18 protein-coding genes are annotated in these 20,885 nt (G+C 59.6%); 12 read left to right on the plus strand and 6 right to left on the minus strand.

Annotation, left to right across the window (positions count from 1 at the left end):
• The first annotated feature begins 2 nt into the window (after positions 1-2).
• The 4 genes from GV818_RS23415 (at position 3) to GV818_RS23430 (ending at position 4,065) form a co-directional block, all read left to right on the plus strand.
• A complete protein-coding gene (locus GV818_RS23415) occupies positions 3-833 on the plus strand; it encodes an FTR1 family iron permease (protein ID WP_161777664.1) in 831 nt (276 codons plus the stop codon).
• A gap of 17 nt (positions 834-850) precedes the next feature.
• Positions 851-1,375 carry an iron transporter gene (locus GV818_RS23420; protein ID WP_161777665.1) on the plus strand — a complete coding sequence of 175 codons (525 nt, stop codon included), beginning with the start codon at positions 851-853 and terminating at the stop codon, positions 1,373-1,375.
• Positions 1,376-1,739: 364 nt separating this feature from the next.
• On the plus strand, positions 1,740-2,489 hold the full coding sequence (locus tag GV818_RS23425) for an SDR family NAD(P)-dependent oxidoreductase (RefSeq protein ID WP_161758847.1): 750 nt from the start codon (positions 1,740-1,742) through the stop codon (positions 2,487-2,489).
• A gap of 100 nt (positions 2,490-2,589) precedes the next feature.
• Positions 2,590-4,065, plus strand: coding sequence for an aldehyde dehydrogenase family protein (locus tag GV818_RS23430; RefSeq protein WP_161777666.1), 1,476 nt, complete (start codon positions 2,590-2,592; stop codon positions 4,063-4,065).
• A 165-nt stretch (positions 4,066-4,230) separates the two neighbouring features.
• Here the strand turns inward: GV818_RS23430 and GV818_RS23435 are convergent, their stop codons facing one another.
• A complete protein-coding gene (locus GV818_RS23435) occupies positions 4,231-5,172 on the minus strand; it encodes an AraC family transcriptional regulator (RefSeq protein WP_161758849.1) in 942 nt (313 codons plus the stop codon).
• 467 nt (positions 5,173-5,639) lie between these two features.
• On the opposite strand from GV818_RS23435, the gene GV818_RS23440 reads away from it, so the two are divergent.
• Entirely contained in the window at positions 5,640-6,410 is a 771-nt protein-coding gene (locus tag GV818_RS23440) for an N-acetylmuramoyl-L-alanine amidase (protein ID WP_161758850.1), read from the plus strand.
• A gap of 205 nt (positions 6,411-6,615) precedes the next feature.
• Here GV818_RS23440 and GV818_RS23445 read toward each other — a convergent pair whose 3' ends face one another.
• Complete coding sequence (locus GV818_RS23445) at positions 6,616-6,957, minus strand: hypothetical protein (protein ID WP_161777667.1); 342 nt, start codon at positions 6,955-6,957, stop codon at positions 6,616-6,618.
• Positions 6,958-7,171: 214 nt separating this feature from the next.
• On the opposite strand from GV818_RS23445, the gene GV818_RS23450 reads away from it, so the two are divergent.
• The 4 genes from GV818_RS23450 to GV818_RS34270 all read left to right on the plus strand — a co-directional run bounded on the left by GV818_RS23450 (position 7,172) and on the right by GV818_RS34270 (position 10,525).
• Positions 7,172-7,435: a hypothetical protein gene (locus tag GV818_RS23450; protein ID WP_161758852.1), complete on the plus strand. Its 264-nt coding sequence runs from the start codon at positions 7,172-7,174 to the stop codon at positions 7,433-7,435.
• A gap of 292 nt (positions 7,436-7,727) precedes the next feature.
• A complete protein-coding gene (locus tag GV818_RS23455; protein WP_161758853.1) occupies positions 7,728-8,108 on the plus strand; it encodes a RidA family protein in 381 nt (126 codons plus the stop codon).
• A gap of 125 nt (positions 8,109-8,233) precedes the next feature.
• Positions 8,234-10,234, plus strand: a complete 2,001-nt coding sequence (locus tag GV818_RS23460) for a peptidase U32 family protein (protein WP_161758854.1) — start codon at positions 8,234-8,236, stop codon at positions 10,232-10,234.
• 183 nt (positions 10,235-10,417) lie between these two features.
• Positions 10,418-10,525: a phosphoglycerate mutase gene (locus tag GV818_RS34270; protein ID WP_256667593.1), complete on the plus strand. Its 108-nt coding sequence runs from the start codon at positions 10,418-10,420 to the stop codon at positions 10,523-10,525.
• Between the two features lie 11 nt (positions 10,526-10,536).
• Here the strand turns inward: GV818_RS34270 and GV818_RS23465 are convergent, their stop codons facing one another.
• Together GV818_RS23465 and GV818_RS23470 are read right to left on the minus strand one after the other, a co-directional pair.
• Positions 10,537-10,980: a MarR family winged helix-turn-helix transcriptional regulator gene (locus GV818_RS23465; protein ID WP_161758855.1), complete on the minus strand. Its 444-nt coding sequence runs from the start codon at positions 10,978-10,980 to the stop codon at positions 10,537-10,539.
• Positions 10,977-11,402: an SRPBCC family protein gene (locus GV818_RS23470; protein ID WP_161758856.1), complete on the minus strand. Its 426-nt coding sequence runs from the start codon at positions 11,400-11,402 to the stop codon at positions 10,977-10,979. The genes GV818_RS23465 and GV818_RS23470 overlap by 4 nt, the downstream gene beginning before the upstream one ends.
• Positions 11,403-12,185: 783 nt before the next feature.
• Between GV818_RS23470 and GV818_RS23475 the strand changes: the two genes are divergently transcribed.
• Positions 12,186-12,893 (plus strand): peptidoglycan DD-metalloendopeptidase family protein, encoded by a 708-nt coding sequence (locus GV818_RS23475; RefSeq protein WP_368668941.1) that lies wholly within the window; start codon positions 12,186-12,188, stop codon positions 12,891-12,893.
• A gap of 43 nt (positions 12,894-12,936) precedes the next feature.
• On the opposite strand, the gene GV818_RS23480 is transcribed toward GV818_RS23475, so the two are convergent.
• Positions 12,937-15,222: a KAP family P-loop NTPase fold protein gene (locus GV818_RS23480; protein ID WP_161758857.1), complete on the minus strand. Its 2,286-nt coding sequence runs from the start codon at positions 15,220-15,222 to the stop codon at positions 12,937-12,939.
• A 57-nt stretch (positions 15,223-15,279) separates the two neighbouring features.
• Complete coding sequence (locus GV818_RS23485; RefSeq protein WP_161758858.1) at positions 15,280-16,689, minus strand: hypothetical protein; 1,410 nt, start codon at positions 16,687-16,689, stop codon at positions 15,280-15,282.
• Positions 16,690-17,022: 333 nt separating this feature from the next.
• Between GV818_RS23485 and GV818_RS23490 the strand changes: the two genes are divergently transcribed.
• Positions 17,023-17,649, plus strand: coding sequence for a response regulator transcription factor (locus GV818_RS23490; RefSeq protein WP_161758859.1), 627 nt, complete (start codon positions 17,023-17,025; stop codon positions 17,647-17,649).
• A 10-nt stretch (positions 17,650-17,659) separates the two neighbouring features.
• Positions 17,660-20,881 (plus strand): ATP-binding protein, encoded by a 3,222-nt coding sequence (locus tag GV818_RS23495; RefSeq protein WP_161777668.1) that lies wholly within the window; start codon positions 17,660-17,662, stop codon positions 20,879-20,881.
• Positions 20,882-20,885: the final 4 nt, after the last annotated feature.

Here is a 20,885-nt window from a genome sequence, read left to right on the forward strand (position 1 = left end):
CCGTGCTGGCGAGTCTGTTGATCGTATTTCGTGAGGTACTGGAGGCCGGCATCATCGTTGGCATTGTCCTGGCCGCTACCCAAGGCATCCGCCGCAGAGGCCGGTTCATTGCTGGCGGTATTCTTGCCGGGGTTGCCGGCGCCGGGCTACTGGCATTGTTTGCCGGAGCCATCACCCAGGCCTTGTCAGGGTTTGGCCAGGAGGTGTTCAACGCCAGCATCCTGATCATTGCGGTGCTGATGCTCGGCTGGCACAACTTGTGGATGGCCAGCCACAGCCGTGAAATGGCCGCACAGATGCAGGCGGTCGGCCGTGCTGTGGCCTTCGGCGAAACGTCCTTGCTGGCCATGGCCACAGTAGTCGCGGTGGCTGTCCTGCGCGAGGGCTCGGAAATCGCGCTGTTTCTCTATGGCATCGCTGCCTCGAGCCAGGCCGAGCCGCTGTCGATGTTCCTCGGCGGCCTGTTAGGCATTGCCGCCGGCAGCCTGCTGTCCTGGTTGCTCTATCGCGGGTTGCTGGCGATACCGCTGAAGCAACTGTTCAGGATCACATCATGGTTGATCACGCTGCTGGCCGCCGGCATGGCCGGGCGCGCTGCGGCAATCCTGGCTGGCGCCAACCTGATTCCCGCCTGGGGCTACGAGCTCTGGGACAGTTCCTGGCTGGTGGCCGACGGCAGTATGAGCGGACGGGCGCTGCAAGCGCTGCTGGGCTATAGCGACCGGCCCATGGGCATCCAACTGGCGGCCTGGGTCGTGACCCTGGTCATCCTGTTGGTTGGCAACAGACTGATCCACAAGCGCTCCACCCACACGCCCGCCCGAGTCCTTTGACTCCTCAGGAGAAACCCATGAAGTTACCGTTCTCTGCCCTGGTCCTGGCCGCTGCCAGCGCCCTGACCTTCACCCTGAATGCCCAAGCCCGCGAGTACCCGATCGGCGGACCGGTACAGGCCCACGACATGGAAATCGCCGCCTCGTATCTGGTGGGCATTGAAATGGCGCCGATGCCACCGGGCATGGAGATGGGCGCGAACTCCGTGCACCTGGAAACCGATGTGCACGCCACCGCCGACAATCAATACGGCTTCGCCAATGGCGAGTGGATCCCTTACCTGAACATTACTTACCTGCTGGTCAAGCAGGGAGCGCCAGACTACAAGGAAATCGGCAAATTGCAGCCCATGGTGGCCAAGGACGGCGCGCATTACGCCAATAACGTCAAGATGCACGGTCCTGGTACCTACACCGTGGTGCTACGTTACGAAAGTCCGCAGGTCAATGGCTTCTTCCATCACGTCGACAAGGCGACTGGGGTTCCAGAATGGTGGAGTCCCTTCACCCAGACCTTCACCTTCAAATACCCCCAGCAATAACCTGCCTGGCAGGGCCCTCAGTGAAATGGGGGCTACATTGCCAAACCAGCGTCGCAACTGATCAGCGCCTTGAACCGACCGTCAACCTCCCGCCCATTGCCCCGCCTGGCCCTGCTCGCCGCATTGCTGCCGAGCCTGATGTTGCTGCTGGCAATCGAGTGGCTGCTGCTCCCGGGAAACCCGATGAAAAAACCAGGACGCCATGTGCTCTCAACAATGGACTTGCTTTGGCAGGGCGCAGCATCGCTGGACGATCACCAAGCTTTTATGGACTCAGGGGCATTATCGATAACCCCCCGGGCCGTTAGCATTCCTCCATCAACACCACGCCTGCATTCACGCCGTGGAAATGCCTGGAGGATTCATGCAGAAACTACAGAACCGCATCGCCCTGGTGACCGGATCATCCAAGGGAATCGGCGCGGCCATTGCCAAGCGCCTGGCCATGGAAGGCGCTACCGTCGGAGTGAACTACACCCGCAGTGAACGGGAGGCTGACCTGGTGGTATCACAGATCACCGCCTATGGCGGCAAGGCCTTTGCCATTCAGGGTGATGTGTCTCAGCACACGGATATCGAGCGAATGTTCAGCCTGATAAAACGCGATCACGGCCCGATCGATATCCTGGTCAACAATGCCGGTGTCTACTCGACCGGTGCGATTGAAGAAGTCACCGAGCAGCAGTTTCACCGGCACTTCGACCTGAACGTTCTGGGGCTGATTCTCTGCACCCAGGAAGCGCTCAAGCACTTCAATCCCAAGGGCGGCAGCATCATCAACATCAGTTCGAGCGTGACCTCGTTCACCCCGGTCAATTCCACGGTCTACACCGCTTCCAAGGGTGCGGTGGACGCGGTGACCCGCACCCTGGCCAATGAGCTGGGACCGCGAAAAATCCGCGTCAACTCGGTCAACCCGGGCCTGATTGAAACCGAGGGCGTCCACGCCAGCGGCTTCTTCCATGACGACTTCCGCCAGAAGATCGAATCGATCACGCCCTTGGGCCGTATCGGCACACCTCAGGACATCGCGCCCGCCGTGGCCTTCCTCGCCAGTGATGAAGCCAGCTGGATCACCGGTGAAACCCTGATTATCGGCGGTGGCCTGCACTGAGTCGGCCTCACTCCGACAGCAGCACCCTCTGCTCTTTCCAACGGCTGAAACGGGGTCATTCAATGACTCCGGCAAGGCTGCCCATTGCCTGGAGAAACACATGAATACTGGATTGCAAAGCGCTTATGGTGCGTTGATCAACGGCGTCCATGAAGTCTGCACCCAACAACACTTCGAGGCGCGGGATGCGGCCACTGGCGCCCTGCTCGCACAGGTATCGCGTTGCAACGAGAACGCTGTCGAGCGTGCGGTGAATGCTGCACATGCGGCCTTTCCAGGCTGGCGCGATCTCGGCCAGCAACGCCGTGCCGTGTTGATCAACCAACTGGCCGATGCCATTGAAGCGGATGCCGAGCGCCTGGCACAGATCGACGCGCGTGACGTCGGACGCTGCATCAGCGAAGTGCGCAAGGACTACGCCATCGCAGTGCGTCATTACCGTTATTTTGCCTCGATCATCCTCGCCCATGAAGACAGCGGACGACCCATCGATGGCGGCTACAGCATGGCCAAAAGAGAGCCCCTGGGCGTCTGCGGCCAGATCATTCCATGGAACGCGCCGGCCATCATGGCTGCCTTCAAGCTGGCACCGGCCCTGGTCGCCGGCAATACCGTGGTACTCAAGCCGGACGAAAACGCTTCACTGTCGACCCTTGAGCTGGGCAAGCATATTGCCCGTCTCTTGCCACCTGGCGTGGTCAACATCGTTCCGGGGTTTGGCAGTGAAGTGGGCGCGGCGCTGACGCGGAATAAAAAGGTCAGGAAACTGTCGTTCACCGGCAGCACTGAAGTCGGTAAAACCGTCGCCGGCGTCGCTGCCGATCGCTTGGTACCGGTGACCCTGGAACTGGGCGGCAAGAGTGCAAACATCGTGTTCCCGGACGTGGAAGACCTGGATGCCGTGGTGGATAACGCGACCTTCGCGGCGATTCACAACAACGGCCAATCCTGCCTCGCCGGTACCCGACTCTTTGTGCATGCGGACATTTTCGAGGCGTTTTCGCAGAAGCTGGTGCAGTCGTTCAAGCGCATCACTGTCGGCTCACCGCTCGACGAACAGACCCGGGTCAGTTGCCTGGTCTCGGCCAGACAGGGTGAGCGGGTGCTGGAGTACATCCGTATCGGTCTCGAAGAAGGCGCGCAACTGCTGGCTGGCGGCGAGCGCACAGTCATCCCCGGTTGCGAACACGGCTACTTCATCGAGCCGACCCTTTTTCTGGCCACTAACGCCATGCGCATTGCCCAGGAGGAAATCTTCGGCCCGGTACTGTGCCTGATCAAGTGGGATGACCCTGAGCAGATGATCGAGCAAGCCAACGCCACCGAGTACGGGCTGGCAGCCGGTATCTACACCGCCAACCTGAAAAATGCGCTGGACACTGCCGACCGCCTGGAAGCTGGCTCGGTGTGGATCAACCGCTACTCCAACATCACGGATGGCACCGCCTTCGGTGGCTACAAGAGCAGCGGTATCGGTCGTGAATTCTGCCGTGAGACCTTGAATGCCTACACCCAGATCAAGACCATCACCTTGCAGACCGAAGTCCCCTCCCCCTGGTTCTCCCCGCTTAGCTGATCGCTCATCCCGAGCAGTTGCACCGATGCCCCCCGATCTACTTGATCGGGGGGTATTCGGTTATCGGTCATGCCCCTGAGTTTCTCGACGCTGCGATGACCTTGATGTTCAGCAGGGCCGTTGAACATTGGCGCTCCTGCAACTTCTTGCCAACGCCAGCCCTGATCAGCGTCTCCCCAGGCTACAACCCAGGGCTGCAGTCTTCTCGGCGTGCTTGCTCGGCGCGTAGCCGGTCACCCCCTTGAAGGCGGTGCTGAAGGCACTCTCCGATGCGTAGCCCAGCGCAAAGGCAATCGTCGAAATACTGTCCCGGGTATTGGACAAGCGTTCCATGGCCAACTGGATCTTCCACACCCGAATGTATTCGATCGGTGTGTAGTCGGTGACCTGCTTGAACTTTTGCGCAAACGCCGAGCGTGACATGCCGGCCAACTTCGCCAACGCCTGCAGGTTCCACTTCTTTTCCGGCGCGCAATGAATGGCGTTCAGCGCAAGACTCAGGTGCTTGTCGGTAATCGCATACAACCAGCCCATCCCACGTACCGTTTGCTGGGCCGCCAGGTGCGCGCGGAGGATCTCGATAAGGATGATATGGGTGACATGCTCAATGATCAGGCCGCCGCCAGGCGAGTCTTTGCCGATCTCGTTCTTGAACATTTCCAGCGACCACTTCAACACCGGGAGGTTTTCATCCTCACGGCGAATGATGATGAATTCCGGCAGCGCCTTGAGGAAGCCCTTCGCTTCATTGTTGTGAAAGTCGAAGCGGCATCCGGTAAAGGCCAGGTCATCGCCACCATTGCTGAACACCGAGGCTTTTTCAGTGGCCTGGGTGTAGAGCCGGTTGCACTCGATGACCGGGCTCTGCAGGTTGTCGGCAATGATGAACGGCTGGCCGTTGGCGAGGAGAAAACAGTCACCTTGCTGTATGAGGTGAGTGCCCTCGATACCGTCGATGCTCAGGTAACACTGGCCTCTGGTGACCAGATAGATTTTCAGGCCTTCATAGCCGGGAAAACCGACCGCAATGTCTTCGCGCATTTCAAAGTGCACCGTGCGGCTACTGCGCGGTTTGAGCTTTGAAATGACGTCGGACAACGGATCCACAGGCAGCACTCCTGGCTGGTTTAACTTGCGACAGGGATGTAACTGGCGGAGCATAACATGCTGTATCTCGAACACAGTCCGTCAGATTTCATACCCTTCAAATATGTAATATGCTAGGTCCGTCCGACTCAATTTCGACATTGCACCGGACAATGGATCTGCATAAAACCATTAATCCCAGCTGGCTGATCAGCCCAGTGTGCAGTAGATAATCAAGCAGGTCCTCAGCTGTCCCTAGAGCCAACCTCTGGACGCTTGAAAAGGCTTTGTGGATACCCTGGCATGGCGAACTCGCGTTCATGCTCCCTACAATTAAATTAGGCAGGAAGGTAATCGTCCCTTATCTCACATACGATGCAAAAACGCAGACTGAAGGAAAGTCTACAATTCGGGCGGCCCTGGCTGGATATTTAGCGAAGATACCAACGATGGGCACATTGCAATCACTGCAGCACAAGGAATTCACAATGTACCAGATTGACTACAACCGCTATCGCTCAGTAAAAAGCTTCAATCGTCGGGTTCGATTCTTAGTCATGCACTACACTGCCGTCGACTTTAAAGCTTCCATAGCATCGCTCACCGGGCCTTCGGTAAGTGCCCACTACCTCATACCTGACCCTACAGATAACACCTATCTCGAGGCCGGGTTCAAGGATATGCGGATCTTCAATCTAGTCGATGAAACCGAGCGTGCGTGGCATGCTGGCGCCAGCGCATGGGCTGGTCGTCGCAACCTGAACGACACCGCGATCGGAATAGAGATCGTCAATTTGGCCACAGATAACAATGGCATATTTACCTTCCCTCCCTACCATGCGTTGCAAGTCGATGCCATTAAACAATTGGCTTTGAACATTATTCAACGCTACCCGGACATCACTCCCCCCCACATCATTGGTCACAGTGATATTGCCCCCGGAAGAAAAACTGACCCTGGCGCAGCCTTTCCATGGCAAGAACTTCACGCTGCAGGTATTGGTGCCTGGTATGACGATGCAACCAAGCAGCACTATCTAACTAAGTTCTGCAACTCGCTGCCTTCTAGGGCGGACCTCATTTCGAAGCTCGGCAAGTACGGGTACGACACTTCAAGCGCAAGTACTGACAGTGCGTACAAAGATTTGATCCGCGCATTTCAACTGCATTTCCGCCAGAAAAAATATGATGGGGTCGTTGATGTCGAGACAGCCGCAACGCTGTATGCCTTGGTAGACAAGTACTTCCCGACCACTTGAGCAACTTTTATTGTTTGGGCAGCGCCCAGCAAGCCACAAAGCACGCCAATTTAAAATCCAGATATTAGTGGCGGGATAGTTGCGCGTAAAAAATATCAAATCGAATACTGATCGTTACCTGATACACACTCCCGCCACCAGACCTGATCTGCCCATATCAAGACAAACCAGATCCGCTACCCGCGGTTTTGCGCGCTATCACGAATTACAGGCATTCCTGCGCGACACGTTCAAAGTGCGAAGGCGCAAAGCTCGACGCCAACAAGTGCCGTTCATACAAGAAGACCTTGCCGCCGTTCGGTGCCTTGTAGGCTTCCAGCACGTTATCCGCCGCCACTTTGCTGGTGACCACGATCCGGTAGCCGCGCTGTGTTTGCGAGACCGTCGTGGCCTGCGCAATGCCCTGCAACTTGGGGACCACGCACTCGGCGTACTCGGTCGGGGTTTTCTGGGTGTGCATGACCAGGGTCGGGTCGTTTGGCGCAGTGGCGCAGCCGGCCAGCAACAAGGAGGCCAGTGTCATGGAGGGAACTAAGGGAAAGCGCATCGGTGAAGTCCTGAAGTAACAGCCTGGTTCGGTGCGCATCGGGTCAGCGTCACGGCGCTGCCGTTGCGGTCATGGTTTTCGTCGCAGGCGATTTTCCATGGTTGCCGGACAAAGCAGAACTAGTGTTGCTTGATTGTGACTATTACTTGAACCGATAGTTACCGCGCATGCAGACTGCGCGACAGCCCAACTACAACTAGAAAAGGATCCTTCTGTGCGAACTTTTGACCTCATTCGTGACGCCGTCCTGCCGGAGTTTCGTGAGCGGGTAGCCGACTACCTGATCGAGTACGAAAACGTATTGCGCGACAACAACGTCGACCGCGAGTCCCAGCGGGCCACAGCCTATCAACTGCGCGGTTACTTGCGTGGGTTGAACACCACGCGAGTGCTGGGGATGGCGGACTGGGAAGAGCTGGACCGGCGGGTGGTAGCCTCGTGGCTGAGCCCATCGCAGGAAGACGCGGCTGCCGAGTGAGCCCGCTGCAACCTTGCTGAGCAAGTAATGCGCGATTGGTGTTTTCTTCAGCCTGCAGCGTTTCTGCGGCACTCGAGAGAACCTTGGCCAGCGGCCCGAGGCTCATGCCCGAAGCTGCTCGAACAGTTCATCGACAATACCCGTGTGCCGCAGGCACCGCCCCTCGAGGCTCTGCAGTGACGGATCAAGGACCTTGAGGATCTGCAGAATCCGCGGCCGCTGAACACTTGAACTTCATCGGACAGCCGATCATCCTTCCCGCCCTTCACTCGCTTTTCCACAAGAGATTCCCATGACCAACCCGGACCTGACCTTCATTCCCGACGCCGACGCTGACTCCATCTCCTCCGACGTCGCCGGCTTCGGCGGCCTGCTGGTCTCCACCCAGATTCCCACTCGCGCCGACGGCAGCCTGGAACTGGGCGGCATCACCGAACAAAGCGAATGCACCCTGCAAGCGCTCAAGGTGGCACTCGAAGGTGCCGGCAGTGCCATGGACCGAGTGCTGCACTTGACCATCTACCTCACCGACATGGCCGATCGCGCCGCGTTCAACCAGGTCTACCAGCGCTTCTTCACCAAGCCCTGGCCGGTGCGCGCTGCGGTCGGCGTCGCCTCCCTGGCGGTCGAAGGCATGCGCGTGGAAGTCACCGCGATGGCCGCCAAGGCCTGAGTCACTCGCATTATCCGGCGGCCGTGCCCAGCGCGCGGCGGCCCACCTGGCAGCACACAGGTGCCGGTCAAGCGTTTCACCGCTACAATGCGCGCCTCGACCGTGACAAGCCTGATTAAAAAAATATGTCCTTGCCCAAACATCACCTGGAACTGCTCAGTCCCGCCCGCGACGTAGCCATCGCCCGCGAAGCCATCCTGCATGGCGCCGATGCGGTGTATATCGGCGGCCCAAGCTTCGGCGCGCGCCATAACGCCAGCAACGAGGTGAGCGATATCGCCCAGTTGGTGGAGTTCGCCCGGCGCTATCACGCCCGCGTGTTCACCACCATCAACACCATCTTGCATGACAACGAACTGGAGCCGGCGCGCAAGCTGATCCACCAGTTGTACGACGCGGGTGTCGATGCACTGATCGTCCAGGACCTGGGGGTCATGGAGCTGGATATTCCGCCGATCGAGCTGCACGCCAGCACCCAGACCGACATCCGCACCCTGGAACGGGCCAAGTTCCTCGACCAGGCGGGCTTTTCGCAACTGGTCCTGGCCCGCGAGCTGAACCTCAAGGAAATCAGCGCGATTGCCGCTGAAACCGATGCGGCCATCGAGTTCTTCATCCACGGCGCCCTGTGCGTGGCCTTTTCCGGCCAGTGCAACATCTCCCATGCGCAGACCGGCCGCAGCGCCAACCGTGGCGATTGCTCCCAGGCCTGCCGCCTGCCCTACACCCTCAAGGACGAGCATGGCGGGGTGATCGCCTACGAAAAGCACCTGCTGTCGATGAAAGACAACAATCAGAGCGCCAACATCCGCGCCCTGGTGGAAGCCGGCGTGCGCTCGTTCAAGATCGAGGGGCGCTACAAGGACATGGCCTATGTGAAGAACATCACGGCCTACTACCGCCAGCGCCTGGATGATGTGCTCGAAGACCGCCCGGACCTGGCACGCGCCTCCAGCGGCCGTACCGCGCACTTCTTCGTGCCCGACCCGGACAAGACCTTCCACCGCGGCAGCACCGACTACTTTGTCAGCGACCGCAAGATCGACATTGGCGCCTTTGACTCACCCACCTTCACCGGCCTGCCGGTAGGCGTGGTGGAAAAGGTCGGCAAGCGTGACTTGCAAGTGGTGACTTCCGAGCCGTTGTCCAATGGCGACGGCCTCAACTTGCTGGTCAAACGCGAAGTGGTGGGCTTTCGCGCGAACATCGCCGAGGCCCGCGGCGAGTTCGAGGAAGACGGTGAAAAACGCTATCGCTATCGCGTTGAGCCCAACGAAATGCCCGAAGGCCTGGATCGCCTGCGCCCCAACCATCCGCTGAGCCGCAACCTCGACCACAACTGGCAACAGGCCCTGACCCGCACCTCTTCCGAACGCCGGATCGGCCTGACCTGGGTTGCCCAACTGCGTGAAGAGCGCCTGGAACTGACCGCCACCAGTGAAGAAGGCATCAGCGCCCGCGTCGCCCTCGACGGGCCGTTTGGTGTGGCCAATAAACCGCAACAGGCCCTGGAGCAACTGCGCGACCTGTTGGGGCAACTGGGCACGACCCTCTACCACGCCACTGATATCAAGCTGGACGCGCCCCAGGCGTACTTCATCCCCAACTCCCAGCTCAAGGCCCTGCGCCGGGAAGTCATCGAGGCCCTGGACACTGCGCGCTGCGCCGCTCATCCACGGGGCGCGCGCAAGGCCGAGAGCAACCCGCCGCCGGTGTACCCGGACTCGCACCTGTCGTTCCTGGCCAACGTCTACAACCAGAAGGCCCGGGACTTCTATCACCGCCATGGCGTGCAGCTGATCGACGCGGCGTACGAAGCCCATGAAGAGCACGGCGAAGTACCGGTGATGATCACCAAGCACTGCCTGCGCTTCTCCTTCAATCTGTGCCCCAAGCAGGCCAAGGGCGTCACCGGTGTGCGTACCAAGGTTGCTCCCATGCAACTGGTGCACGGTGACGAAGTGCTGACCCTGAAGTTCGACTGCAAGCCTTGCGAAATGCACGTGGTGGGCAAGATCAAGGGCCACATCCTCGACCTGCCGCTGCCGGGCAGCACCGCCGATTCCGTCGTCGGCCATATCAGCCCCGCAGACCTGCTCAAGACCATCCCTCGCGCGCCACACTGAGTGCCGGCCCCGCGCGACCCTAAAGGGCCGCGCGGGTTTGCGCGGTCGACCGTTCCTCACCCAATAGCGGCTCCAAAACCGTGAAGACGTGTTTGATGTGGGCCTGCGTCAAGGCTTCAGGCCGGGTCACCGGATAGATCGCCATAGGCGCAAAGCCCATCGCTGCTGCTCGGGCATGACTGAATGAATCGCCGAGTCGGTCAACAGCTGGCGGCAGCAGGATGGACCCGCCAGCAGACTGACGGCAGCCAGTATTGGAGCACCGCGGTCTATCAGCATGTCGGCGTTTGAAAGTCGCCCCACTACAGCTCGCAGGCCCCACTGGCCGGCCGTGATGCCGCATCGCGTGCCAGAAAGAACTCTGCGTCAAACGCTTCGACGATGGGCATGGCGAGGCGTAGTTGCTGCTGGCCACCTTCGCTGAGGGACAGCAGATTCGCGCGCTGGTCGTTTGGGTCAGTACGCTTTGCCAGCAATCCGTCTCGCTCCAGGCGGGCGACAATTTGCGAGATGTGCATGCGGTCCATGCCGGTAAAGTTGGCAATGCCGCTTTGAGTGATCGGCTCGCCCTCCCGTGTCAGCCAACCGCAGACCGCCAGAATGGCGAACTGTGGCTGTGTGAGCCCCAAGGGCTTGAGCCGGGCATTGAGCTGGCGCTGCCAGTCGAGGAAGTCGCGCCAGAACCGGAAACCCGGGCTGTCACTGGGCCCTGCGTACCCGGAAGCGCGCCACTTGTCCGCACTCATGCCAGGCCTGCCCGGGCTTCGCTGGCTTGTTTGAGGCCGCGCATCGTGTTGGGCAAGGAGGCTTGAATCGACTTGCCGATCAGCCGCCGGAACACAAAGCTCAAAGGCCCGGAAAATTCGACCCAATGGGTGGCTACCGTGCCTTGATCATTCGGCGCCAGGCTGTGCCCGAACAGCATGCGGCACAACGGTAAACGGCTCTGGACCGAGAACGAGCGACCCTCGCTGACTTCAACAATCTGAATGCTGGCTTTCGGCCCCGTCCTGGGTTTCAGCCAGCCTGTAGCCCCTTGATTGAGACCATCCGGCAGGCTTGCCCCTGTCACTTCCGGGTCCCAGCCAGCCCAGCCAGCGGCGTCCTGATACAAGCCGAACACCTGCTGTGGATTCGCTCTAATTACGATGGACTCTTTGATCTGCATGTTCCGCTCCCTGGATCGGTTGCCAAAGAAGCATATAGTAAATGCATTTACAAATAATCACTACAGCGCCCTCTGAACCGTTTACGCCCCTTGATTGGTCATCCGGATATACACGCGTCCCCCGAGGGTTCATTAGCCCACCGCCAAATGATGCCTGGCCATCGGGCTTCGACAGTGAGTTGAGGATCACGCTGCAGCTGCTATTGGCAAGGCTGTTCAACAGGCGCCCTTGCCTTCAGGCAACTCTTCGGTCACATCGACAGAGCCCGCCGCAACATGGCTCGCCGCCTTGGGGATGTCTGCCTGGAGTTATTCCAGCTGCCAGCCAGCGGCGGCCTGAAACGAATAGTGGTGTTGCCAGAGGAAGAAGCCCGCGGTGCTCAGCGACGGCACAGACAGCCATTTGGCACAGAGGGAAAGTCGGGGGCAATGGCACGCTCTGGCGCTCGCAGAGGAATGTCGGGCCAAGGAGGGTCTACTCTGGCAGACGCCGACGTCTTTAATGATTTCCCAAGGGGTATGCATGATTCCCAGCGATCTCCCCAGGGCTTGTATATTTCAAGAAATTACCAGGAAGACCCGCCATCCAGCCTCAACGCCAAGTACCGCATGCGCTTGCGCTCGATCACTAGGTGATTGAATTTATAGGGGCTGTGGCAGTCTATTACGCGCCTCATCGCCAGCAAACCGGTATAGTTGCCCGCCGTGCGCATCGCCGGTTACCCAGGCTGCACGCAGCGGGGTTCAGGCTGGATGGCTTTATCAGGAAATAGTGGAAGCCACGTGTTCGTCAGACTCCTATTGATTGCCTTGCTGCTAGCCGTATCGGCCTGCAGCTCCAACTCCTCCAGCCCTGGCGGCAACGCGCCCCTCAAGGCCGGTGAATATCGGGTCAAGCGTGGTGACACGCTGTATTCGATTGCCAGCCGCAACGGCACGAACTGGAAGGTGGTGGCGCGGGTCAACGGCCTCAAGGCGCCCTATACCGTGGAAGTCGGCCAGGTGCTGCGGGTTGGCGGCGCGGCCAGGACCACCCGGGTAATCAGCAGCAAGTCGCGCAGCACCACCAGCAAGAGCAAGGGCAAGGCCGCGCCGCCTGCCCCGCCGATGCCCAAGGTCACTTTGCAGGGCTGGAGCTGGCCACTGCGCGGGGTGCTGATCGGCCGCTTCTCGCCCACCGGCAAGCTCAACCAGGGCATCCGCATCGCCACTACCCAGGGCCAGCCGATCCACGCCACCCTGGGCGGCAAGGTGGCGTTCGCCGGCTACATGCGCGGCTACGGCAACCTGATGATCCTCCAGCACGGCCCCTCCTACACCAGCACCTACGCCTACAACAGCCGCCTGCTGGTCAAGGAAGGCCAGATGGTGATCAAGGGCCAGAAAATCGCCGAGGCCGGTTCCCAGGACACCGACCGCGCCCAGTTGTATTTCGAGATCCGCGCCAATGGCGTACCCGTAGATCCGTTGCGCTTGTTGCCACCGGGTTAGCCGGCGCAAAGAGGCGGATGACGCCTCAAGCCGTTGAAGGCAATCAAAGCGCTGGCAACTCGGACTCGATATCACCAGGCCTGCCGTCCCACCAGACAGGTGTGCTCAAACCCTCAGGCGCTTGCATAAGCGCCTCCAGGCTGCCTTTCAGCACTTTCAGGTAAGTCAGGGTTTGCAGGGTCGGCTCCAACTGGCTGACGGCCTGCCAAGCCAGACGGATATAGTCCAGATGCAAATGCGCCTGGTAAGTGAGCAATACGTAGCTTGACTCACTGCTGCTGATAAATAGGCCCAGATAACTCAAGGCATTCTTGGCGATGATTGCCTTGCCACTCAGCTCTTGAGCGCCGTGGATCAATGCCTTGAACTGTTCGCAGCCATAGTCCCTGGTTTTTCCTGTGTACAGTGGTGATACGTCTGCTGTCAGTACCCAGCGCAACTGCGCGTCATCCTCCAGGAACACGTTGTTTACACCGTAGGGCAACCCGAACTGGTTGATCGCCTCATCCACCAGGCGCGGCGCAGTAACCTCCTGTATGGCGCCCATGTAGTGTTGGTAAACAGCAGGCTGCTCTTGCCAGCAAGGCACGAACACCTTGCGATGATTGGGCTCGACATCCAGATACAGGCGTTTGGCATCATCACATTGCCCGGCAATGACCCGCAGCAGCGGCAATTCGCGTTCACGCAAGCGCCGTTCACCGGCGCTGCCTGTTTGACCAGCCAAGTAGAAGAAGCGCCGGATGTACTCCAGGCAGATAGCGTGGCCGGTACGGACAACGGACATGGCGCCATCGAGTTCATCGCTGTAGAAGAACTCGATCAATGCCAACAACTCACTGGCTTGGTGCAATGCCTGTTCAAACTCTTGCCGTGAGTAGATCGATGCCGTTCTGCCGAGTAGCTGGCCATATTGAATATTGGCAATGTTCAACATCGCACTGGCTACCACGGTCTCTGCAGCGCCACTTCTACTGGCCGCGGTCAGGATGAAGTGGTGAATGCACCCTGGGCTCCTTTGCTCCCGCCAGATATCCAGAAGCTGGGAAAACTCGGGAATGGTGAACTCGACCTCACGTGTTGCCAGGCTCATTTCATAGTTGATTCGTTCCAGGGACAATTTGCTCCTGGCCTTCCCCAACTCGTCCAGCAGCCGCAACAGGCGCTTGTTCTTCAGTTCGTCCTGGGGATGTTGAGCGGCCGCGAGCGCGGCGTGTTTATGCTGCTCCTGTTCTTTGGCATTGCTCTGGTTGAACATCGCCGGTCGCCATGCCGAGTGGAACCCCAGCATGTTCTCTTCAACACGCAGCGCCACTTTGGGTTCAGTCTCTCGCAAGAGGGTCTGCAGGATGATCCCGCGCCAATCCAGCTCGTCGTCGGCATGCCGGTCAGCCGCAGCGCCAAATACCGACAAGCTGCGGCAGATGCGCTTGGCCTGGCGCGGGTTGGCCGGGAACCACTCGGCCGTCTGTTCGATGGTTTCATCGAGCAGGAACGGGCAGCAGTCCTTCAGGTGCCTCGCGGCCATTTTCTGCACTTGCTTCGGCGTGGGCTCCGGTAAGGCAAACGGGATGTCGATGATCTTGTCCAGGAAGTGCTGGGCGGACTCACCGAAGGCTGCGGAGTAACCGCTCAACGCCCGGCTGACCAGCTCCTTGTCAAACGCCAGGACAAACACGAAATCCGGCCAGTCGAGCAACTCCCGCAGGGCCAGAAGTGTCTGCGGAATGACCTTCGGATCGGCCCGGTCAAGGTCGTCGATAAAGACGATCACCCGCCGCCTTCCCAGTTGTGCGCGCAGTGCGTTGAGGTCCTCGGCTTGCAATTGCAGCATGCCACTGAGCTTGTCAAAGACCACTCCCGAGACATGGGCCGCCGCGCTGATCACCGGCGCGTATTCGACCGACTCGGGAAGGGTCACCTGAGCAGCGGAATTCGACACCTTGCTCAGAGTGTCCGTGACCTTTTTGCTCAAGCGCTGCAACCAGGGCCGCAACGCTTCGGCCTGCCCCTTGCGCTGCAACACCGCGGTCAATTCCAGATAGAACTGAGCCACGAACCCCGCCTCCCCGCTGATCTGCCACGCGGGAAAGCGCACAACGATGTCATCTGCGTCCTCAGCAATCTGCTGCAGAAAATTCAACACACTGGTCTTGCCACTGCCCCACTGGCCGTAGAGGCCAATCCGGGTCGACCAGCCCGAGGGCGTCGCGGTGATCATGCGGTAGATCAACTTGGCCACCGGCCAGCGATCGAGAAGATCGTCCGCTTCCTGGGTGAGCGCCGCATCGTGCCCGCCCGGGGCAGTGAAAGCCTGTGTTGCCGACATCTGCTTGAGTCCTTCTGCTCGTTTGCGCTTCCCGAGTGCGGCTGATGACCGGAGTCCCTATTGCTGTTTCGGCTTGATCAGATCGATGGAAAGCATCTTGTACATGCCACTGAGCGGCACCATGCGCTTGATATCCATCTGGTAGAAATCGGTCACCGGGCTGATGGACGCCGGCATGCCGGGGGTGCAGCCGGTCAGGCTGTAGAGGTTCATGTAGTCGGCATTCGGGTCGCCCACGGTGCCCTGACGCATGGACAGGCTGCAACGCAGGCTGCCCTTGAGCCCCGGGCCGCCATCACCCTGGACTTCCAGGCGCAGCGGACAGACCCCCATGCGCCGCCCCCCCATCCAGGGGTCCTGGGTCTGCGGGCATTCCTGGTCACCGACGGTGGCCATGACCTGGCCTACCAGTTGGCGCAGGTCCTTGTTCTGGTCGGGCCAGACTTCACCGTTGTCGACCATCCGGTCCTTGATGAACAGCGTGTAGCGCACCGGAAAACCGACTTTGTTGCTGAGCATGAAGGCGCCCTGGGAATAGGCCAGCTTGTCGCCGGCCTTGCAACCGGCGCGATCGGTGACGGCGAACTCGGTGGTGTTGAGGTTCCTCACATCGGTGCCGCCGTTGAACCTGATCAGGCACTGGGCTTGCCGGCCGTCGCGGCAGCCGTTTTCCACAAGGCGCAGACCACTGCCGACCACAGCGCTGTCGTCGATGACAAAACCGTTGAAGTTGGTCATGTCGCTGGGCAGCACGCGGTTGACCCGCAAGTCGACGAGAAAATCGCCGTTCGGCGCCAGCGAGGGTTCCAGGTTCATCGAGAAGCGTGCGTTGCATTGCTGCTTCAAGGTCACCTTGAAGTTCTGCACATCCGGCAGGCCGCCGATCATGCCGGCAGCACCGAACGGCAGGCCGAGAACGCTGCTCAGGGTGGTCAGAATTCCCGAGATCATGACCTTGGTCTTGGCGTAGGCGTCCAGCTCATCGTTGGTCATGTTGCGCACTTGCGCATCGCTGAAGTTTTTCGACTGATTCCAGTTGAAGCTGGTGGTGGAGCGGATGGTCCCACTGAGCCGGGCTTCGTCACAGGCCCCCCGTTCCTGGCAGAACTTGAGGTTGAAGCCCCAGTCCTTGCTGAAGATATCGAGGATATTGAACATCGGCTTGCTCAAGGCCATCACCAGCATCCCCTGCTGGCGCGCACCGATCACCACCGGCCCCGACTCCATGCCCTTGACGGTGGCGTACCTGGGCACATCAACCGGGTATTTGCGCTCGAAGTCCGAGGAATTGACGTTGAACGGTGGCTCGAAGGTGATGGGATAGTCGCCTTCGTTCTCGATCACCAGAGTGATGAAATCAGGCTCCGCGGCCTGGACCTCAAGGCTTAGAGCGGCCAATGGCAGGCCTAGCAGGCAGCTGGTCAGCAAGGTCGTTTGGCAACGGGTCCAGAATCCAGTGTGGCGCATCGTCAATCCTTGAGCGTGGGGGTGAGGGGCACTTACTTTAAATGCTTTATGGCGTATTGCCATCCCTGCTCTCTGAGAATTTTCAGACGAGATGATTTGTCATAAACCCCCATTTGTAAGATTTTTCTTGCTAGCTCTGGGGCGAATTCTTGCAATTCATCCAGCAAGATTCTGGTGACCAAAAGACTCTTATCCGGCATTCTTTTCCAACAAAACCTGCCAGAAAACTCGCTAAATACTTAGGAAAATTCCCAGTCATAACCAGTTAATACCTGGTCACTGGAGGCTGCGGGTTATCAAGCTCACTAATATTTCGACTTTGGATAATCTGCCATGGGCAAGAACGTACTGATTGTTGATGATCATCCGGTGGTCTGCCAGGCGGTTCGACAAACCCTGGAAGCCGAGGGTTACACCATCGTTGGCGAGACTGCCGATGGCCTCAGCGCGCTAAACATGATCGAGTCGCTCAAGCCGGAGATCGTGATCCTCGATGTCAGCCTGGAGAAAATGGACGGCCTCACGGTACTCAAGCGCATTGCCCTGTCGAACCTGGACGTGAAGGTCCTGGTGTTCTCCGCCCAGTCGGTCGATACCTACGCAATGCGTTGCCTGCAGGCCGGCGCCAGTGGTTTTGTCAGCAAGAACGAGCCGCTGAGCAAGCTGCTCAAGGCGGTTGACACCATCGTCGAGGGCTACGTGTTCTTTCCCAAGAAGTCCATGCCGCTGCATGATGCCGACCGGCACAGGAACGGCAGCGACATGCTGGCGGTGCTGACCAACCGCGAGCTGGAGATGCTCAAGCTGCTGACCGAGGGCCTGACCAACCTTGAGATCGCAGAGAAACTGCACCTGAGCAACAAGACCGTCAGCGGCCACAAAATCAACATTCTCAGCAAACTAGGCGTAACCTCGGTGGTAGATCTGGTAAACATTGCCAGGCAAAACAATCTCGTCTGAGAGCCACAATGTGAAGTCACTGAAGCGCCCATGGCTGTTTGTGCTGATGTTACTGTTGTTCGCCCCCCCTCTATTCGCCCAAGACTCTGAACTCAACATACGTGCTCGCCAGCCCCTTGAGTTTGTGCGCCTGCAATTGAGCGCCGACGAGCAGGCCTGGCTACGCCAGAAGCAGTCGTTGTTAGTTGCAACCGTCAACCAGGACTTCCCGCCCTACCGTGAAATCAACGATGAGCGCCAGGAAATGGAAGGCATCAGCGCCGACTTCCTGGCCGCCTTGCAACGGGAACTGGGTATCCCGATCAAGGTTCGCACCTACCCTTCGATCAAGGCCGCCTACCAGGCCCTCAGCGCAGGCCAGGTGGATATGGTCGATACCGCAAGCCGGGCTCAGGCCGAAGACCACCATGTACTTCTGAGCCCGCCTTACGCCTTCACCGAGCTGGCACTGTTTGCCGAAAGCGGCGACCTGCGCGACTACAACAGTGACCTGAGCCTGGCCCATACCCGGATCGCCGCCACCCACGGCATAGGCCTGAAGCATTACCAGAGCAACGGCGGGCAAGGCCTGATCACCGTGTACGGATCACCCCTCTCGGCCATGGCTTCGGTGCTCGATGGCGAGTCTGATGTCTACCTGGGAGACACCCTGTCCACCAGTTATCTGTCCAGCCAGCTGTTCAGCCGGCAACTGGTGGTCAACGTCAGCGCCCAACGCCCGGAAATCCAGGTAGCCTTCGCCGTCGCGCCACAGGACCGGCGCTTGTATGGCTTGCTTGAGCGCGCGCTGGGTGGCCTCGACCGCTGTCAGTTGGCCTCGGCGCTGGCCTTGTGGGGTAGCGAGGAAACCTGCGAGTTGAACGGCTTTCGCGCAAGCCTGGAGGCTGCCGAGCGCGACTGGCTGGACCATGCGCCAGCGGTGCGGCTGGTGGTCAGCGAAGACTTGGCGCCCTATGCATTTTTCAATACGCGAGGCCGCTTCAGCGGTGTCACCTCGAATGTCCTGGACATCATTCGCCACAAGACCGGACTGCGCTTCGACATCATCCGGGTCAGCTCCCTGAGCGAAGCCTATGCTCGGCTACATGATGCCGGGGCGGACCTCAGTGTGCTGACCCATATCACCCCGCACCATGCATCCCTGCTGTTCACCCGCCCTTTTGTCACCGCCCCTTACGTTATCGTGCGGCAGAAAAATGCCCCGCCGTTGAAACCCTTGGACCAGGACGCAAGCGGTAAAGCAGCGACCGCCATGGGTTACCTGCAACGCGATGAACTGAGCCGGCAGTACCCGAAGTTGCAGATCAGGGAAACCCTGACCATCGCCGATGCGTTCAATCGTGTACGTGCAGGCAGCGTGGATTTCGCACTGGCGCCCGCCAATCTGGCGCGTTACTACCTGTCCTACAAATACGAGAGCAGCTTGAAGATCAACGGTGTCATCACCGGCCAGGAGGCACAGATTGCCTTCGCCGCGCCCAGGACACAGGCACTGTTGACCTCGGTCCTGGACAAGGCCATGGCGCAGATCAGCCCGCAGGAATACCTGCAGATTGTCGACCGCTGGCGAGCCAACTCGGCCACCGACGACAAATACTGGGAAGGCGTGGCGTCGTCCATCTGGAACACCTTCGGCGGGCTCGGCGTGATGCTGGCCCTGGCCGCCTGGTGGATTCTCAGCCAGCGGCAGAAGATCATTCGTAAACGATTCGACCTGATGCAACGCCAATTGATTCTCGATGAACTGCGGGTCACCAAGGACTCGGCAGAGAAAGCCAGCCGCAGCAAGACGGTGTTCCTGGCCACCATGAGCCATGAAATCAGAACCCCGCTGAACGCGATCATCGGCATGCTGGAACTGGTCCTGGCGCGCAAGAACGCCGCGGCGCTCAATACCCGTTCAGTGCAGATCGCCCACGAATCGGCGCAGAACCTGCTGGGGCTGATCGGTGACATCCTCGATATCTCGCGGATCGAATCCGGCAAGCTGACCTTGCGCCCCGAAACGGCCAGCCTCAAGGAACTGATCCTGTCCGTGAGCAAGGTGTTCGAAGGCCTGGCCCGGCAAAAGCATCTGGACATCTACCTGGAGCTGGATGCCCTGGCCGCCGAGCAGGTGTGGATCGACAGCCAGAAGTTCAAGCAGATCCTCTCCAACCTGTTGAGCAATGCCATCAAGTTCACCGACCAGGGCTGCATTCGGATCCGCTGCCAGGGCCAGGACAGCCACGACAATTCCCTGGCCTTCAGTGTCAGCGTGGCTGATGAAGGCATCGGCATTGCGCCCTCGCAGTTGCAGCAGGTATTCACCCCTTTCTTTGAAATCGAGGGCGCGGTCAACAACCCCAACGCCGGCTCCGGGCTGGGCTTGTCCATCAGCCATTCGCTGAGCCTGTTGATGGACGGCCACCTGAGCGTGGACAGCGAGCCCGGGGTTGGCACCACCATGACCTTCAAGGCGCGATTCGATCGGGTCAGCGACGAGGTCGGGTGCTTGGCCGATGACCCGGAACAAGCCACGGCCAGTGCCATTGAGCGGCCGCTGACGGTGCTGATCGTCGAGGATCACCTGCCCAGCCAGTACCTGCTGGACCAGCAGATCAACTACCTGGGGCATCACCCGCTGATCGCCAACAATGGCCTGGAAGGCCTGGCCATGTGGCAGGAGCATGACATCGACATCATCATCACCGACTGCAACATGCCGGAGATGAGCGGCCACGAGATGACCCAGGCGATCCGGCGCATGGAAGGCCAACTGGGTCTGCGGCCGTGCATCATTGTCGGCCTGACCGCCAGTGCCCAGCCTGAAGAACTGGAGCGCTGCCTGAACTCGGGGATGACCAGCGCCCTGGCCAAGCCGGTCAACCTCACCGGTTTGAATCGGGTGGTGCCCATGCTCAGCCGCGAGCGGCGCCCCGAGACCAGTGCAGAGCCTGCGCCGAGTGACAAGGTGCCGCCGGCGCTGGCAGAACAGGTGATCAACAGCAACCTTCAGGAACTGCAGGCATTGCGCAGCGCCATGGCCGCTGGCAACCGCAGCGACCTGAACGCCATTGCCCACAAGCTCAAGAGCACGGCCTATCTACTCGACATCGAAGAGTTGCTGGCCCTGTGCCTGGCCCTGGAGCAGCGGATTGCCGACGATGCCGATGAGCAGCAACTACGCGCGGTCGTAGCCCGCCTTGAACAGGCACTGCTGGCCCTCAACCATTCACTGCAAGCACACTGAGCCA

The organism is Pseudomonas sp. Fl4BN1 (assembly GCF_009908285.1).
GTDB lineage: Bacteria > Pseudomonadota > Gammaproteobacteria > Pseudomonadales > Pseudomonadaceae > Aquipseudomonas.

Excerpts from the sequence above, each read along its gene's own strand:
- GV818_RS23420 (WP_161777665.1), top strand. The coding sequence starts at position 851 with ATGAAGTTACCGTTCTCTGCCCTGGTCCTGGCCGCTGCCAGCGCCCTG.
- GV818_RS23425 (WP_161758847.1), top strand. The coding sequence starts at position 1,740 with ATGCAGAAACTACAGAACCGCATCGCCCTGGTGACCGGATCATCCAAG.
- GV818_RS23430 (WP_161777666.1), top strand. The coding sequence starts at position 2,590 with ATGAATACTGGATTGCAAAGCGCTTATGGTGCGTTGATCAACGGCGTC.
- GV818_RS23440 (WP_161758850.1), top strand. The coding sequence starts at position 5,640 with ATGTACCAGATTGACTACAACCGCTATCGCTCAGTAAAAAGCTTCAAT.
- GV818_RS23445 (WP_161777667.1), bottom strand. The coding sequence starts at position 6,957 with ATGCGCTTTCCCTTAGTTCCCTCCATGACACTGGCCTCCTTGTTGCTG.
- GV818_RS23455 (WP_161758853.1), top strand. The coding sequence starts at position 7,728 with ATGACCAACCCGGACCTGACCTTCATTCCCGACGCCGACGCTGACTCC.
- GV818_RS23460 (WP_161758854.1), top strand. The coding sequence starts at position 8,234 with ATGTCCTTGCCCAAACATCACCTGGAACTGCTCAGTCCCGCCCGCGAC.
- GV818_RS34270 (WP_256667593.1), top strand. The coding sequence starts at position 10,418 with ATGAATCGCCGAGTCGGTCAACAGCTGGCGGCAGCAGGATGGACCCGC.
- GV818_RS23465 (WP_161758855.1), bottom strand. The coding sequence starts at position 10,980 with ATGAGTGCGGACAAGTGGCGCGCTTCCGGGTACGCAGGGCCCAGTGAC.
- GV818_RS23470 (WP_161758856.1), bottom strand. The coding sequence starts at position 11,402 with ATGCAGATCAAAGAGTCCATCGTAATTAGAGCGAATCCACAGCAGGTG.
- GV818_RS23480 (WP_161758857.1), bottom strand. The coding sequence starts at position 15,222 with ATGTCGGCAACACAGGCTTTCACTGCCCCGGGCGGGCACGATGCGGCG.
- GV818_RS23485 (WP_161758858.1), bottom strand. The coding sequence starts at position 16,689 with ATGCGCCACACTGGATTCTGGACCCGTTGCCAAACGACCTTGCTGACC.
- GV818_RS23490 (WP_161758859.1), top strand. The coding sequence starts at position 17,023 with ATGGGCAAGAACGTACTGATTGTTGATGATCATCCGGTGGTCTGCCAG.